Origin of the sequence: Sphingopyxis sp. (assembly GCF_965279755.1) — a bacterium.
In the GTDB taxonomy this organism is placed as follows: domain Bacteria; phylum Pseudomonadota; class Alphaproteobacteria; order Sphingomonadales; family Sphingomonadaceae; genus Sphingopyxis.
In genome coordinates this window covers 1,181,917-1,196,251 of record NZ_OZ257261.1, presented here as the reverse complement: position 1 = coordinate 1,196,251, position 14,335 = coordinate 1,181,917, and the positions used below count along the sequence as shown (strand labels likewise).

17 protein-coding genes are annotated in these 14,335 nt (G+C 65.7%); 9 read left to right on the top strand and 8 right to left on the bottom strand.

Annotation, left to right across the window (positions count from 1 at the left end; all coding sequences use genetic code 11):
• Nucleotides 1–10 precede the first annotated feature (10 nt).
• The 3 genes from ACQY80_RS05920 to ACQY80_RS05910 all read right to left on the bottom strand — a co-directional run bounded on the left by ACQY80_RS05920 (nucleotide 11) and on the right by ACQY80_RS05910 (nucleotide 6,737).
• Complete coding sequence (locus ACQY80_RS05920) at nucleotides 11–5,848, bottom strand: alpha-2-macroglobulin family protein (protein ID WP_428684580.1); 5,838 nt, start codon at nucleotides 5,846–5,848, stop codon at nucleotides 11–13.
• A gap of 168 nt (nucleotides 5,849–6,016) precedes the next feature.
• Nucleotides 6,017–6,394 carry a histidine triad nucleotide-binding protein gene (locus ACQY80_RS05915; RefSeq protein WP_428684578.1) on the bottom strand — a complete coding sequence of 126 codons (378 nt, stop codon included), beginning with the start codon at nucleotides 6,392–6,394 and terminating at the stop codon, nucleotides 6,017–6,019.
• A gap of 22 nt (nucleotides 6,395–6,416) precedes the next feature.
• Nucleotides 6,417–6,737, bottom strand: a complete 321-nt coding sequence (locus ACQY80_RS05910) for a phosphoribosyl-ATP diphosphatase (protein ID WP_428685767.1) — start codon at nucleotides 6,735–6,737, stop codon at nucleotides 6,417–6,419.
• Between the two features lie 102 nt (nucleotides 6,738–6,839).
• Here ACQY80_RS05910 and ung point away from each other — a divergent pair, with 102 nt between their 5' ends.
• The 5 genes from ung to ACQY80_RS05885 all read left to right on the top strand — a co-directional run bounded on the left by ung (nucleotide 6,840) and on the right by ACQY80_RS05885 (nucleotide 9,292).
• Nucleotides 6,840–7,544 (top strand): uracil-DNA glycosylase, encoded by a 705-nt coding sequence (gene ung, locus ACQY80_RS05905; protein WP_428684576.1) that lies wholly within the window; start codon nucleotides 6,840–6,842, stop codon nucleotides 7,542–7,544.
• The gene (locus ACQY80_RS05900; RefSeq protein WP_428684574.1) at nucleotides 7,541–8,299 is read left to right on the top strand and encodes a sulfite exporter TauE/SafE family protein; all 759 of its coding nucleotides are present in this window, start codon (nucleotides 7,541–7,543) and stop codon (nucleotides 8,297–8,299) included. The genes ung and ACQY80_RS05900 overlap by 4 nt, the downstream gene beginning before the upstream one ends.
• A 77-nt stretch (nucleotides 8,300–8,376) precedes the next feature.
• Entirely contained in the window at nucleotides 8,377–8,508 is a 132-nt protein-coding gene (locus ACQY80_RS05895) for a hypothetical protein (protein WP_428684572.1), read from the top strand.
• A 26-nt stretch (nucleotides 8,509–8,534) separates the two neighbouring features.
• Nucleotides 8,535–8,816: a DUF427 domain-containing protein gene (locus ACQY80_RS05890; RefSeq protein ID WP_428684570.1), complete on the top strand. Its 282-nt coding sequence runs from the start codon at nucleotides 8,535–8,537 to the stop codon at nucleotides 8,814–8,816.
• 11 nt (nucleotides 8,817–8,827) lie between these two features.
• Entirely contained in the window at nucleotides 8,828–9,292 is a 465-nt protein-coding gene (locus ACQY80_RS05885) for a YaiI/YqxD family protein (RefSeq protein ID WP_428684568.1), read from the top strand.
• A gap of 158 nt (nucleotides 9,293–9,450) precedes the next feature.
• On the opposite strand, the gene ACQY80_RS05880 is transcribed toward ACQY80_RS05885, so the two are convergent.
• Nucleotides 9,451–9,672 (bottom strand): hypothetical protein, encoded by a 222-nt coding sequence (locus tag ACQY80_RS05880; protein ID WP_428684566.1) that lies wholly within the window; start codon nucleotides 9,670–9,672, stop codon nucleotides 9,451–9,453.
• Nucleotides 9,673–9,763: 91 nt separating this feature from the next.
• On the opposite strand from ACQY80_RS05880, the gene ACQY80_RS05875 reads away from it, so the two are divergent.
• The 3 genes from ACQY80_RS05875 (at nucleotide 9,764) to ACQY80_RS05865 (ending at nucleotide 10,922) form a co-directional block, all read left to right on the top strand.
• Nucleotides 9,764–10,105 (top strand): Mpo1-like protein, encoded by a 342-nt coding sequence (locus tag ACQY80_RS05875; RefSeq protein ID WP_428684564.1) that lies wholly within the window; start codon nucleotides 9,764–9,766, stop codon nucleotides 10,103–10,105.
• Nucleotides 10,106–10,201: 96 nt separating this feature from the next.
• Complete coding sequence (locus tag ACQY80_RS05870; RefSeq protein WP_428684562.1) at nucleotides 10,202–10,399, top strand: DUF2061 domain-containing protein; 198 nt, start codon at nucleotides 10,202–10,204, stop codon at nucleotides 10,397–10,399.
• Between the two features lie 94 nt (nucleotides 10,400–10,493).
• Nucleotides 10,494–10,922 carry an OsmC family protein gene (locus ACQY80_RS05865; RefSeq protein WP_428684560.1) on the top strand — a complete coding sequence of 143 codons (429 nt, stop codon included), beginning with the start codon at nucleotides 10,494–10,496 and terminating at the stop codon, nucleotides 10,920–10,922.
• Here ACQY80_RS05865 and ACQY80_RS05860 read toward each other — a convergent pair.
• The 4 genes from ACQY80_RS05860 to ACQY80_RS05845 form a co-directional block, all read right to left on the bottom strand.
• Nucleotides 10,919–11,503, bottom strand: coding sequence for a 2'-5' RNA ligase family protein (locus ACQY80_RS05860; protein ID WP_428684558.1), 585 nt, complete (start codon nucleotides 11,501–11,503; stop codon nucleotides 10,919–10,921). The two genes, ACQY80_RS05865 and ACQY80_RS05860, sit on opposite strands and share 4 nt — an antisense overlap.
• 79 nt (nucleotides 11,504–11,582) lie before the next feature.
• Nucleotides 11,583–12,131 (bottom strand): hypothetical protein, encoded by a 549-nt coding sequence (locus ACQY80_RS05855; protein ID WP_428684556.1) that lies wholly within the window; start codon nucleotides 12,129–12,131, stop codon nucleotides 11,583–11,585.
• Between the two features lie 32 nt (nucleotides 12,132–12,163).
• Nucleotides 12,164–12,772, bottom strand: coding sequence for a DUF6445 family protein (locus tag ACQY80_RS05850; RefSeq protein ID WP_428684554.1), 609 nt, complete (start codon nucleotides 12,770–12,772; stop codon nucleotides 12,164–12,166).
• Between the two features lie 41 nt (nucleotides 12,773–12,813).
• The gene (locus tag ACQY80_RS05845) at nucleotides 12,814–13,719 is read right to left on the bottom strand and encodes a hypothetical protein (protein ID WP_428684552.1); all 906 of its coding nucleotides are present in this window, start codon (nucleotides 13,717–13,719) and stop codon (nucleotides 12,814–12,816) included.
• Between the two features lie 177 nt (nucleotides 13,720–13,896).
• On the opposite strand from ACQY80_RS05845, the gene ACQY80_RS05840 reads away from it, so the two are divergent.
• Entirely contained in the window at nucleotides 13,897–14,328 is a 432-nt protein-coding gene (locus ACQY80_RS05840) for a DUF1801 domain-containing protein (protein ID WP_428684550.1), read from the top strand.
• The last annotated feature ends 7 nt before the right edge of the window (nucleotides 14,329–14,335 follow it).

Here is a 14,335-nt window from a genome sequence, read left to right as displayed (position 1 = left end):
GGTCGTCACCTTATTGCGCGGCGGCGGCGACCGTCACCGGCGCGTTCGGCCACTGTCCGCGGATCGCGGGCGAATACATCGCCTCGACACGCGTCGGGGGCAGGGTGAATTTGCCGGAGCCGTTGAGCCGAACGACATATTCGACCGCGTGCGTGCCTGCGGGCATCCAGCCGTAATAGCCGCGCCAGCTGTCCTTGCCGCGTTCGACATAGGAGGGCTGCCAGTTCGACCCGCCCGCCTGCGCCGCCAGCATTTCCGACTGGCCGCCGAGGTTGCCGACGATCGTCGCGCCCGGGGGCACCGGATCGTTGACGACCACCCATGTCCGGCCCGCGGCCGCGACGATCTCGATCCGGACCTTGATCACGTCGCCGCGCGTCAGCCGGTTCGGGTCGGCCGCCTTGACGATGCTGACCGAGCGCTTGATGCGATAGCCCGCGTTGAGGGGTTCCTTGAGCGGGACGGCCGCCTTGACGCTGACCGTCGCCCATGGCGCGCCGGCGCCCTCATGCTTCAGACTCATCGTTGCTGCGTTCAGCGCAACGCGAAGCGGCGAGGGAGCTTCGGCCGGGAGCGGCCAGCTTTGCGAGGCAGTGCCACCGGCAAGGCTGATATTGGTCACGCCGGTGATCGCGCTTGCCGGATAAAGCTCGGCGAAGCGGCGGACGGTCACCGCACCCCAGGCATTGGCCGGGGTGGTATCCCAGTGGCCCTTGCGCTGACGCTGCGCGACGCCGACCATCAGCTTGCCCGCATCGTCTTCCCAGCCCTTGCGGCCGAGGACGGCCTCAAGCGTCTTGATCGCCATTTCGTCGCCGCTCGACATCATCCACCACGGCGCCTTCGCATCGTCGACGAGGTCGAGGCGCGTGCCTTCATAGACGAGCCGCTTGCGCAGTTCGGCTTCGGCTGCGGTCCGCAGCGCGACGGCGTTGCGGACGCCGGGGGTGCGCTCGATCGCGACGAGCCAGTCGGCAAGCGTGCCGGTCGCCATGTCGACGGGCGCCATGTCGATCGTCGCCACCAGCCGGGCGCTCGACGCATTGTTGCGGGCGAGCGCTGCGAGCGCCGCGACGCGGACCGGGCGGATGTCATAGGGGCCATAGCCCTTGCGGGTCAGGCGTCCCTCGACGACCGCCTGCAGCGCCTTGACCATCTTCGTCTTCGACGCTTCGGGGATCGCGAAGCCGTTCGCCGCCGTGATCGCAAGGACATAGGCGGTCAGCTCGGGCGAGCCCTCCATCCGGTCGTTCGGCCAGTAGCGGAGCAGACCATCGCTATCGAGATAGGTCGGCATCGCGCCTGCCAGCGCCTGCCACCGCGCGACATCGCCGAGCGCGATTGCGCGCGAGGTCGACTGCTCGAAGCAGTTGTACGGATAGATAGCCATATAGTCGCGCACGCCCGAAAGCGGCGGCGCCAGCGTGCCCGCGAGCGCGACGTCGACATAACCGCCAGGCAGCGCCCCCGCCGGGATCGCGATCGGCAGGGTGGTGTCCGGACCGACGCGGAACAGGCTGGCAGCCCAGGTTTCGACCGGCACGGCCGGTTCGACGACCTGCTCGAAGACGAGGCGGTCGCGCGCCTTGCCATCCTTTGACACCGCATCGACGGTCCACTGGATCGGACCGGTGGCCTCGGGCGCGGTCATCGACCAGCTGATCGGCACGGCGCCGCCCGCCGGGATCGTCACGGTCAGCGGCGGTGCGGTCGCGACCGCAGGCGTCAGGGTCGGGGTGGCGGTGACCGTCATCTCCCTGTCGGTGCCGTTGCGCAGCGTGAAGCGCGCGTCGAACGTGTCGCCCGTGCGGACCAGTTCGGGGAGTCCGGCGAAGACGCCGAGATCCTGAACGGTGCGGACGCTCGTTTCGCCGGTGCCGAAATATTGCGATCCGTCGGTCGCAATCGCGACGAGGCGGAAGCCCGAGAGATTGTCGGACAACGGCACATCGACCGTCGCGCGGCCCTGTCCGTCGAGCGGAACATGGCCCTGCCACAGCAGCACGGGGCGGAAGTCCTCGCGCGTCAGGCCCGACAAATCGCCGCCGCCACCGCCGCCCGGTTCGAGCGCCTTGCGGCCATAGTGGCGCTTGCCGACGACTTGCATCTGCGCGGTCGAGGTGAGGACGTCGAGCGTCCGGTCGCCCATCATCGCGTCGATCAGCTTCCAGCTTTCGTTGGGTGCGAGCTGGAGCAAGGCTTCGTCGACTGCAACGAAAGCGACGTCGGCGCCGCGTGCTGCCTTGCCCGAAGGATCCTTGACCTCGATGCCCACCTTGGCGGTTTCGCGGATCGCGTATTTTTCCTTGTCAGCCTTGACCTTGACACCGAGCTGATGGCCTTCCCAGCCGACCTTGATCTTCGCGATGCCGAGCCGGTAGCTCGGCTTTGCAAGGTCGACGAGCGCGGTCGCGGGCGCACCTTCGCTATTCTCGATCTTGAAGCCGACCGCGCGCTTCATCTTGCGGAACCAGCTTTCCTCGCCAGTCACACGGCCGCGCACGGCCATCACCGACACATAGACGTCGGGGGCGTAAGTCGCGGGCAGTTTGACCCGGACAACCGGATCGGTGCCCTTCAGCGGCACGACGAAGCTGGACAGAACGCCCTCGCGTTCGACGGTGACAAGTGCGGTCGCTTCGCGGAACGGCATGCGGACCTGGAAGTTCGCGGTCTCTCCAGCGGCGTAGCGCGGCTTTTCGGCGATGACGTCCATGCGGTCGCCATTGTCGCCGCCGAACCACCAGTCATTGTCGCCGGCGAGCCAGACCGAGCGGATCGCGCGGGCTTCGTTGCCGTCGGCATCGGCGGTTGTCGCAACGACCGTCACCTCGCCCGAGATGCCGGGCGCCATCGCGCAGCTCGCGCGGCCGAGCTTGTCGGTCGTCGCGCTGCACGTCGTGGCGAGCCTGGTCGTTCGCATCTGGTTGTCATAGGCATAGAAGCCGCCAATCAGGCGGCGCCGGGCCGTGATGATCTCGCGATTGTAGAGTGCGACCTGCACGCGCTGGCCCGAGATCGGCTTGTCGTCGAGGTCGAGCGCGATGAACTTCAGGCGCAGATCATTGTCGCGCATCAGCCAGCCGTCGGTCTTGAGGCCGAGGCGCACGGCCGAGGGATAGAGGGTGATGCGGCGGCTGGAGGTCAGCGTTTCGCCATTCGCATCCTCATAATCCATCTCGACGGCCATCTGGGTCGGTTCGATGATCGGCTGGTCGACGGTGACGCTGGTCGTTGCGGTGCCGTCGGCACCAAGCTTGAGCGGAACCGAGCGTGCGAGCGGCATGTCGGCCTCGGGCTCTTCGCCGCTGTCGTCGAGCTGGATGACGCCTTCCTTGACGGGCTGGCCGTCGAAGTCCCAGTCGCGATAATCGTCGGGCGCGGTCCACGCGGGGCGGAAGGTCGAACGGACCTCGACCGGCAGACCGGGTGCAGGGCCGCCCGACAGATAGCCGACGAACAGCGACAGCGGCACCTGCGCCGGGCGGATGAGCGCGGCCCTCGGGCCGGTCACGGTCGCCTTCATCGTCGGCAGCCGATATTCGTCGACCTTGACCGACTGGTTCGACCAGATGCTCTTGTCCTTGCCGTCTTTATCCTTGGTGACGAAGACGAGCTCATAATCGCCCATCGGTGCCGACGCAGGGACATTCCATACCGTCTCGCCACTGCCGTTCGCATCGATCGCGAAGGGCATTTCGAATTCGGTGTCCGAACCGCGGTGGACGAGGCGGAGCTTGCCCGCGAGCGGTTTCGGGGTCGCGAAGCCCGTGCCGACCGGGCGGCGCAGGATATGCTTCATATGGACCGTCTCGCCCGCCTTCACGAGCGCGCGGTCAAACAGGGTGTGGAGGATATCCTCGCGCTCCGACCAGCCATAGGGGAGGTCGAAGTCATAGGGGCGGATGCCGTCGCCCCAGTCGGTGAGCGTGAAGCTGAAATCATCGCCCGAGCGCGCGCTGACCATAAGCGCATGGCCTTCGCTGTTCGCGGGGTCGGGATCGTCCTCGCAACTCGCATAGGTTTCGGGTTGCGGCAGGCCGTTCGGGAAGGCGAGGCGGCCGGACTTGTCGGCAGTGCCGCGCGCGAGCAGGCGCCCCGTGCAGCTGTCGGTGACGCGAACCTCGGCACCCGCGACGGGAAGGCCGGTGTCGAGCGCGGTCACCCAGGCAAGCGAGCCGTCGCGGCCCCATTTGAAATGCACCGCCATGTTGGTGACGAGCGCCGCGGTCGCGACATAGCGCGTCGCCTTGCGGCCGAGCAGCGCTGCGCCCAGCTCGGGGCTTGCGATCTCGACGACATGGAAGCCCTTTTCGGCCAGCGGAATGCCGACGACCTCGAACTCCTTGCCCCCGGCCGGTGGCGCGAGGGTCAGGTTGCGACGTTCGCCGCCCGCGGGCGCGCCGTCGAACACCGACTGCGTGCCGGTGTAATTGACGGTGATGTCTTCGCCCTTCGCGTTCTTTTCTTCGCGATAGTCGGTATCGTCGGCCTTTTCGACGCGGGTCAGCCAGCGCGCGATCGCAGCATCGTCGTCGCCGACCTTGAGCACGCTTGCGGGCATCTTGAGGTTCGACTGGATCAGCGAGGCTTCGACGCCGCGCACGGTGACGGGCAGGATGCCGCCTTCGCCGGCTTCGAGAATGCCGAATTCGGCGGCGAATTTGACGATCGGCGGGGCGCTGTCGATGTGGAATTTCAGCGGGAAGTTCGACTGGTTCTGCAGCTTGCGACCGCTCTGGTCGGCGATGTCGGCGGGCAGTACGAGCGTCGCGTCGACATTCTGTGGCAGCGGGCCGGCAAAATGAATGCGCTCGAGCCAGGCATCATTCTTGTCATCATCGTCGATCTTCGCGGCGATGGTCTTGCCGTCGGCGGTGCGGAGTGTGGCTGCGAGCGCGACATCGCGCGCGACGGGCGCGGCGAAGCTGACATTGATGTCCTTGAGCGGGTTACAGCCCGCCTGCGGATTGACGCGGCTGCACGACATTTTGGCGGTGAAGGCCGGGCGGACATCATAGTCGAAACGCTGGTCGCGGCCGGCGGTGCGGGTGGGCACGCCCGACTGCGAGATGCGCGCGTCCCAGACGAGCGCCATCTCGCGTCCGGGCGGTAGCGGGCGGCGGCATTTGACCGGGACGACGCGGTCGAGCGCGGCCTCGCGGTCGGCGCCAGCGGCGGGCAGGCGCAGCGGCAGGCCGGCGTCCTGCGTGAAGGATTGCGCCGACCACTGGTCGCTGACGCCCTCAAGGATGGTCGTGACAGTCTCGCGCTTCAGCACGTCGACCGGGATCTTCTCTCCGATGCCGTCGACCGCGCAATAGGCGAAGCGGCCGACGGAGGCGCGATCGGCGGCGACGTTGGTCGCGACGAGAAAGATCTGGTCTTCCTCGATCCCGCCATAGCCGGTGCCGGCGAGCACGGCGCGTGCCGAAGGGCCGCCGGTGTCGATTTCGAACCGGCTGTTGCCAACGACATTGACCCCGCGCGCGGTGGTCAGGTCGCTGCGCAGATCGACATGGCAGCTCATGCCGCCGGGAAGCGATTTTTCGAATTCGAGAACCCAGGTGCGGGTGTCGACCCAGCGGCCGTCGGCAGGAACCTTGCAGTCGTGGGTCGCGGGGGCCTTGGCGCGGGGATCGCCGAGCGGCACCATGTCTTCGGAAAAGCGGAGCGTGAAACGGCTGATCGTGCCGTCGCCGGTGCCCGACGAGCCGGGGGTGGCGAGGGTGACCTGCGGAACGGTGTCGCCGCCGGCGGCGACGAGCGCCGCGGCGAGCGGAACGATCATGGCCAGCCGCATCTTGCCGGCAAAAGCCTTTGCCAGCGCCTGCCATCCCGTTGCCATCGCGTCGTCTCCCCGGTGAGCCTGGATCTATCCTGCTGGAAACAGGGGCATGAGTCCACCCGTCGCCGCACAGCGCGCACGGTTAATCGCAGATGGCGAAAACGCTGTGACGGCGATCATAGACAAAAGAAAAATCCCCGCCGTTCCGCTTTTCGGCGGACGCCATGGTCAGCGTGCCAGCATCGGTCCCAGCGGCTGACCCGCAAAGAGATGGACGTGGAGGTGCGGGACTTCCTGATGGCTGTCGAGGCCGACATTCGCGAGCAGGCGGTAACCCGGCGCGACGAGGCCCTGATCGCGCGCGACCTTGCCGACAGCGCGGACGAAGCCGGCGATTTCGGCCTCGCTGCCGCGCTCCGAGAAATCGTCCCAGCTCACATACGGCCCCTTGGGAATCACGAGAATATGGAGCGGTGCCTGCGGATTGATGTCGTGGAAGGCGAGGGCGAACTCGTCCTCATAGACGGTCTTCGCCGGCAGCTCGCCGCGCAGGATGCGCGCGAAGATGTTGCTGTCGTCATAGGGGAGGGTCGCGTCGATCGGCATCGGAGGCTCCTGTAGGTGATGCTTATTGCGGGCGGGCCGCTTTTTCGGCGTGGCCCGACGTGCCGTGGCGGCGTGCGAGTTCGGCGGCGACCGCATCCCAGCCGAGCCCGCGATCCGCGAGCAGTATGGTGAGGTGGAAGACGAGGTCGGCCGCCTCTCCGGTCAGGGCGGCGTCATCCTCGGTCAGCGCGGCGATGATCGTCTCGGTCGCTTCCTCGCCCAGCTTTTGCGCGATCTTGCCGCGTCCCTTCGCGACAAGGCTGGCGACATAGGAGGCGCCCGCATCGCCCGCGGCGAGGCGATCCCTCACCACCGTTTCAAGCTCCGTCAATGCCTCGCCGATCACCATAGGTCATGCCCTTTCGTCGTCGCCGTGCCTAGCGGCGGGAAGGGCGCCGGACAAGATGGCTGGACAAGCCGCGATGCCTCTGGTGAAGCAGCCGCCATGGCCGAGGTCAAATTGCATCCCGACTGGCTCGCCGCGATCGGTGGCGAGTTCGAGCAGCCCTATATGGCGCAGCTCAAGACGTTCCTTGCCGACGAGCGCGCGAAGGGAAAGGCGATCTATCCGCGCCCGCGCGACTGGTTTGCGGCGCTCGATGCGACGGCGCCGCAGGATGTGCGCGTCGTGATCTTGGGGCAGGATCCCTATCACGGGCCGGGGCAGGCGCACGGCCTCTGCTTCTCGGTCCAGCCCGGCGTGCGGACACCGCCGAGCCTCGTCAACATCTACAAGGAGATGCGAAGCGACCTCGGTATCGCGCCAGCGCCACACGGCTATCTGAAGCATTGGGCCGAGCAGGGCGTACTTTTGCTCAACAATTGCCTGACGGTCGAGGCGGGGATGGCCGCGTCGCATCAGGGCAAGGGGTGGGAGACGTTCACCGATGCCGCGGTCGCCGCGGTCGCGGCCGATCCGGCGCCGAAGGTCTTCATCCTCTGGGGCAGCCATGCGCAGCGCAAGGCTGCGAATGTCGCGGGGTTGGGCGCGGGGAGCCCGCATCTGGTCCTGCGCGCGCCGCACCCCTCACCGCTATCGGCGCATAATGGTTTCTTTGGATCGAAGCCCTTCAGTCAGGCGAACGCTTTCCTCGAAGCGCATGGCCGCGGCGCCATCGACTGGCGGCTGCCGGACAACCCCGAAACATGAGCCTGTTGGCCGATCCGCTGACGCTCGCCGTTCTGGTCGCGGCGGTGATCCTGCTCGGCATGGCGAAGGGCGGGCTCGCCGGGGTCGGCGCGCTGGCGACGCCGCTCGCGGCGCTCGTGCTGCCGCCCGCAACGGCGGCGGCGCTGCTGCTGCCGATCCTGATCGTGCAGGATGTGATCAGCGTTTGGGCGTTCCGCCAGACATGGGACGGCTGGATCATCGGCTGGATGCTGCCGGGCGCGGCGGTCGGCGTCGCGGCGGGCTGGTTCTATGCCGACCGCGTTAACGAGGCACAGCTGATGGCCGCGCTGGGCGCGATCACGCTGGCCTTCGGCCTCTATCGCCTGTGGGCCGAGCGCGGCGGACGCGTCGTGGCGGCGTCGAGTTCGCCGGGCTGGGTCGGAACGATCTTCGGCGGTGCGATGGGCTTCACAAGCCAGATCGCGCATGCCGGCGGGCCGCCGTTCCAGATGTGGGTGACGCCGCGCCGACTGCCGCACCTGACCTTCATCGGGACCAGCGCGATCCTGTTTGCGATCGTCAACTGGATGAAAGTGCCCGCCTATCTGGCACTGGGTGCCTTTCCGCATGAGGTGATCGTCGCGGCGCTGCTGCTGATGCCGCTGGCGATCGTGTCGACGCTGGTCACGGTGCGCTGGATGAAGCGGATGGACCCCGCTCGCTTCTATGTCATCATCTATCTGCTCATGGTTTTTCTGGGCGCAAAGCTGCTTTGGGACGGAGTGGCGGGATAAAAGGCGACGGAAGCCGGCAAAGCGCCTAGACCGGAGGGGACGGGCAAAGGCGTCCGCCGCCTTGCAAGGTATTGAACATGGCCAAGGGTCAGAAGAAATCGAATCGGGAAACGCGCAAACCCAAGGCCGAAAAGCCCAAAAAGCCGAACGCGAGCAACCCGTCGACCAAGGCCGGCGTCATTGCCGGGCTCGACAACATGAAAAAATAGCCACGCGCGAATGAAGGCATGAGACCATGGTGAAGGCAGTCTGGAATGGTGCGGTGATCGCAGATAGCGAGGACACGGTGGTGGTCGAGGGCAATCACTATTTTCCGCGCGCCGCGGTCGATGCGGCGCTGTTGTCGAACAGTGCGACGACAAGCTTTTGTCCGTGGAAGGGCATCGCCCATTATCATCATGTGACGGTGGGTGCGCGGGTGAACGAAGACGCCGCCTGGTATTATCCCGACCCCAAGGAAGCCGCCGCCGCGATCCGCGATCGCATTGCGTTCTGGAAGGGCGTTGAGGTCGGCTGACCGGAATCCTTATGGCTGCGCTTCCCCAGATCCTCGTCGATGCCGACGCCTGTCCGGTGAAGGACGAAATCTACAAAGTCGCCTGGAGGCACGACGTGCCGGTGAAAGTTGTCAGTAACAGCCGGCTGCGTGTGCCCGAGCACCCGCTGATCGAGCGGGTCGTGGTCTCGGACGGTTTCGACGCCGCCGACGACTGGATCGCCGAAGCGGCGAATGCGAAGAGCATCGTTGTTACCGCCGATATATTGCTGGCCGACCGGGCGCTGAAGGCCGGAGCGACGGTGCTCGCACCGACGGGTAAGCCTTTCACTGCCGCTTCGATCGGCCCCGCGATCGCGACGCGCGCGATCATGGCCGATCTGCGCGCGGGCATGAGCGACGGCATGGGTGGCCCTCCGCCCTTTTCAAAGGCCGACCGGTCGCAGTTCCTGCAGGCGCTCGACACGGCGCTGGTGCGGCTGAAACGCGCGGGCTGAAAAACCGGCGCCAGTGACGGCGATCACGGCGGGCGTGCGCCAAGGACTTACGGACGGCAGCAACCACGAACCGTTCTGCGCCGGCCCACCACGCCGATGCGGAATCAGCCCTCCCGCCGATTCCGACCTCCGGCGGGAGGGCACGATTTCAGGGTGTGTCAGTTTCCGGCGGCGCGGTGGCGCATGAACGCCAGCAACAGGATGATCGAGGCAAAGCCCGCCATCATGCCGGCGGTAGTCGTGATCATCGTGACCGATTCGGCCGGGTTGTTCGAATTCCAGGCACCACTTTCGGTGCGCTGGATCATCCACCAAGCCCCGCCGATGATGATGGCGTCCAGCAGCACGAGCCCCAGCAGGGCACGCATCGAATTTTTCATGAACCTCTCCCCTTTTTCGGGGAACGTACCAGATCGCAGAGGGCGGTCCATATTATTTGACCGCGATGGGCAAGCGGCGCATTCTGCCGGCATGGCCCGGATTTATACCAGCTTCGCCGACTTCTGGCCCTTTTATCTGCGCGAGCACAGCAAGCCGCGGACACGGGCGCTGCATTATATCGGAACGAGCCTGGTCGTGCTGATCGCCCTCGCCACCCTGTTCACCGGGCGCTGGTGGTGGTTCGCCGCGCTGCCGCTCGCGGGCTATTTTTTTGCCTGGGTCGCGCATTTCGGGGTCGAGAAGAACCGGCCGGCGACTTTCACCTATCCGCTGTGGAGCCTTGCGGCCGACTTCAAAATGTGGGCGCTGTGGCTGGCCGGGCGGATTGGCCCCGAACTCGACCGGGCCGGCGTCGAGCGGGTTTCACGCTGAGGCTTTCGGGCCGGAAATCGATCAGAGTAAGCGGAAGGCTGCGTTGGCTATTTTGCGAATGATTCTTAACTAGGTCATTCGAAGGGACACGTCGCCATGCCGCTCGATCTGATCAAGACCTTTACCTATCTGTCGATCCATCTGACGATCGGCTTCAGCGTCGCTTATGTGATGACGGGATCGGTGGCGCTTGCCGGCGGCATCGCGATCATCGAACCGTGCATCAATGCGGTCGCTTTCTTCTTTCACGAAAAAGCCTGGAAGCGTGTGGTGGCGCGGCGGCTGATCGCATGATGTCATCATACCATCGTTGGAATGCCCTATACCGTACCGATCGTGTAAGGTCGAATCGGTCGGTCGGGTTCGCCGCCGAACAAGGAGACAAGATATGACCGTCAATCGCGCATCTGCCCGCTACGAAGGTTTCGGCAAGGAGGGCAAAGGATCGATAACGACCAAGTCGGGCGTGCTGAATGCGCAGCCCTATGGCTTCGGGACCCGCTTCGAGGGACAGCCGGGGACGAACCCCGAGGAGCTGATCGCCGCGGCGCACGCGGCCTGCTTCACGATGGCGTTGTCGTTCGGGCTCGCGCGAGCGGGCTATAGCGGCGATACGCTCGAGACGAGCGCCGAGGTGACGCTCGATCAGGTCGACGGCGGGTTCGAAATCTCCAAGTCGGCGCTGACGCTGACCGGCAAGGTGCCCGGAATCTCGGCCGAGGAGTTCGCGGCGATCGCAAAGGAGGCCGAGATGAACTGCCCGGTGTCGAAGCTGCTCGATTGCGAGATCACGCTCGAGCATACGCTCGAAAGCTAGGCCGCATAGCGCAGCGGCGGGGGCAGTTCGTCTTCCATGAAGTCGAACATGCCCTGCGCCGGCGGCGCGAGCGTCCAGCTTTGCAGAACGCGATGGCGGCGATGGCCGACATGGCTTTCGATCAAGGCCAGTTCGCTCGGGGTCCAGCGCCAGGCTGTCGGCACAGCCTCGAAATCGCAGGCGCCATAGCCTAGCGTAATATGCGGCCGAAGTCCGGACTTGCGATGCATCGGTTCCAGGCCTTGGCTTTCCAGCAGGGCAATGATTCCTTGATAGAGATGTCGAATGTCGCCGACGTTTCCGGTCGTCGTAAGTTCCGCCCCCATGTCGCGACTCACGATCCGGCCGAAGGGGATAGGACTCGCTGCAGGCAGGCCCGATGCAAAGGCCTTGGCCACCTGCTGTCGCAGGAAGGGATGCTGTGCCTGCGTCTCGGCAATCGTGCAAAGCGTGAGATGATAATTTTGCGGCTTCAGACCCGCGAACAGGTCGATGGAAACCGGCGGCAATTGCCGCGCCAGCCAGCCGGCGCGGTCGGCGGGAACCTGGAAGCCGAGAAAGTAGCGGAACATCGGTGCCATCATCATTCTCCGAATCGGATGATGTTCCTATTATGTTCCTATCGGGCGCTAGAGTCGAATCCTTCCGCCCCCGCTTGGCCTATTGGCAGTTCGCCTCGCGCTTTTCTTCCTTGCCGTTGGCGAGGAACCAGCGCGCCTTGTCGGGATCGGCGGCTTCGTCGAAATAGCAGACGTCGGTTGCGCCCGTGCGCGGATCGATCTGGACCGACCATTGATGCGACCCGCAATTATGCTGTTCGCAGCTCCACGCGGCGACCTTGCCGTTCTTCATCTCGATCGGCGCAGACGGGCCTGCGGTGGTGGTGATCGCCTTGAGCACTGCGGCGTCCTTCACAGTCACCGCGATCCCCGCCTTGACGAGGCTGTTGTCGTTCCATGCGACGCCGTCGACCTTGTCGAACGGATATTTGCCCACATAGGACGCGAGCTTGGTGCCGGCGGTCGGCGGCAGCGGCGACGTTTCGGCCGGTCCGCCTGCCGCAGTTTTTGTAGGGCCCGCATCGGTAGGAGTGTCGGTCGCCGCAGGCGTATCGGTCTTCGGTGCATCGGCGGCGGCCTTGTCGGCGCCGGTGCCGCAGGCGGCAAGGATCAGGGCGAGGGCGAGAGGCGTGGCACGGCGAAGGAACATCGGGCTTTCTCCTGCGGACGATGCCCTAGCTATCATGGCGCCGCGACGAAGAACATCAGATAGGCGAGGCGGCCGTCGTCGGGGCCGGTGCCGAAGCCCGGCGCCGAATTGTGGAACATCCACGGGCTGAACAGGATCAGCCGGTTGAAGCGCATCGGCGCGGTGAAGCTTTTTTCCCATGCTGCGGGCTTCAGCGTGTCGCGGTTCACGACGTCCTCGACCAGCTGGTTGATGTCGCCATAGCCGGCGGCGTGGATGCCCTCGGCGGTCGTCGGCACGCGGTCGAGCCCGGTGCGGCGGTGGCGATAGAAGTCCGTGCCGCCACGGCAATGCTTGGGCGGCGTCAGGTAGAGGATGCCCGACCATGCGGCCGGATCGATGTGCACGCCGCTACGCCCGCGATCGCCCTTCAACGTCAATCGGCAATGACCATGGAGCGTTTCGGGCGCGCCGGTGAGTTTCAGACCGGTGAGGCGTGAAACATAGTCGTCGATGCCCTTGATCGGCAACGCGCGGGTAGAGGTGATCCCCGGATAATTGCCAGACGCACTCGCCGCATCATAGCCGAGGCCGAGCGCCTGACGCCGAAGCTCGTGCGGGTTGGCGACGAAATCGTCGACCATGATGAAGCCGGGCGTCATTGCGCGATATGCGTCCTCTTTCGGGGCGCGGACGGTGCGGCCTACCCCCGCGACCGGTCGGGCTGCCGCTCCTCTTTTACCGCGTCCGCGCCGATTTCCTTTTCGATCGTGCGGCCGATCGCCGACCGCTGTGACGGGGCGTAAAGATTGTCGGGCCCCGAATAAAGCCCCTTCAGGAAAGCCAGATCCCATTGCGTGAGCGTCACCGGTATTTCTTCGTTGTCGCGCGCGTCGAGCGCGCGGAGGATTGTCGGTGCCGACGCGGCGTCGAGTTTCCGGACATCGACATCGGCAAAGGCGCGCATCAGCGCATAGTCGGCGACCTGCGTCGTCGTCAGCCCGCCGAGCGCGCGGCTGTCGAGAACGACCACTGCGCCCGCGACATAGGGGCGGGCGGCCGCAGTGATCAGCGAAGGCAACCGCGTAGTTCGGTTGACCGCTATGCCCTGTTCCAGATTGATGGGATGGCCATCGGCATTGAGCCGGCCTTTGACCTGCCAGGCGGTCGCCGAACCCGGCTGCGCCAATATCCTGCGGATCTCGCCCGGCGAGCGATCGCCGAACAGAAAGCCGTAATCGCCGCTCAATCCCTTCAGAAAGCCGGGCTTGTCCGGGGTGGCGATGATCAGCATGTTGATCTGGCATTTGGCGCCGCCGGCTTTCATCCCGGCGTGTTCCACCACGAGTTTGATGCGGTCCTCGACCACCTCGCGCTGTTCCTTGGTGAAGCCGACGGCGCCGGGGCAGATCGAATCCTCGAAGCGCGCGATCTGGCCGCGCGGCGAGGCCGGGGTAAGCGCGCCGACGAAGTTCTGGATCTGCTGCTCGATATCCTTCTGCCCCGTGACGACGATCGGGGCATCGCCCTCGTCCTGAGCGGCGGCAGGGCATGCGACGGCGATCGGGGTCGTGGCAATCAGGGCGGCGGCAATGGGAGAGAGGCGCATGTCAGGCTCCGGATCGGGAAGCGGGTGCGAAAGCGATGCGCGGCACAGGCAGGCTTTCCCACTATGCTTCGACGAGGCGCGGGCGGGACCCGACGAGTGGGCGAGGGGCGGGGGCTGGCACTGCAAGTCATTGCTTTGCCATGGCCCTTGCGCGACAAGGCGGCCGAGGAGTGTTCCATGGCCGACAAGGCGCCTGCCAAGCCCGTGCTGCTATCGGGCGGTAATCCGCAGATTTCCAAGGGGGAGGGCGATGGCCCGGTACAGGCCTATATCGCGGCGATGCCGGGCTGGAAATCCGCCGTCTGGGCGCGGTTCGATGCCCTGATCGAAGAGGTTGTGCCGGGCGTCCACAAGGCGGTGAAGTGGAACTCGCCGCTCTATGGCGCCCCCGATGCGCTGCCGGGCCACTGGTTTCTCAGCATCCATTGCTACGATAAATATATCAAGATCGCCTTCTTCGACGGCAAGCGCCTCGACCCCGTGCCGCCGGTCGCTTCGAAGAGCGGGCAGGCGAGCTATTTCCATATTCACGAGGATGACGCGGTTGATGAGGCGGCGTTTGCTGATTGGGTCCGGCAGGCGGTCGCGCTGCCCGGAGAGAAATTGTGAGGGGACA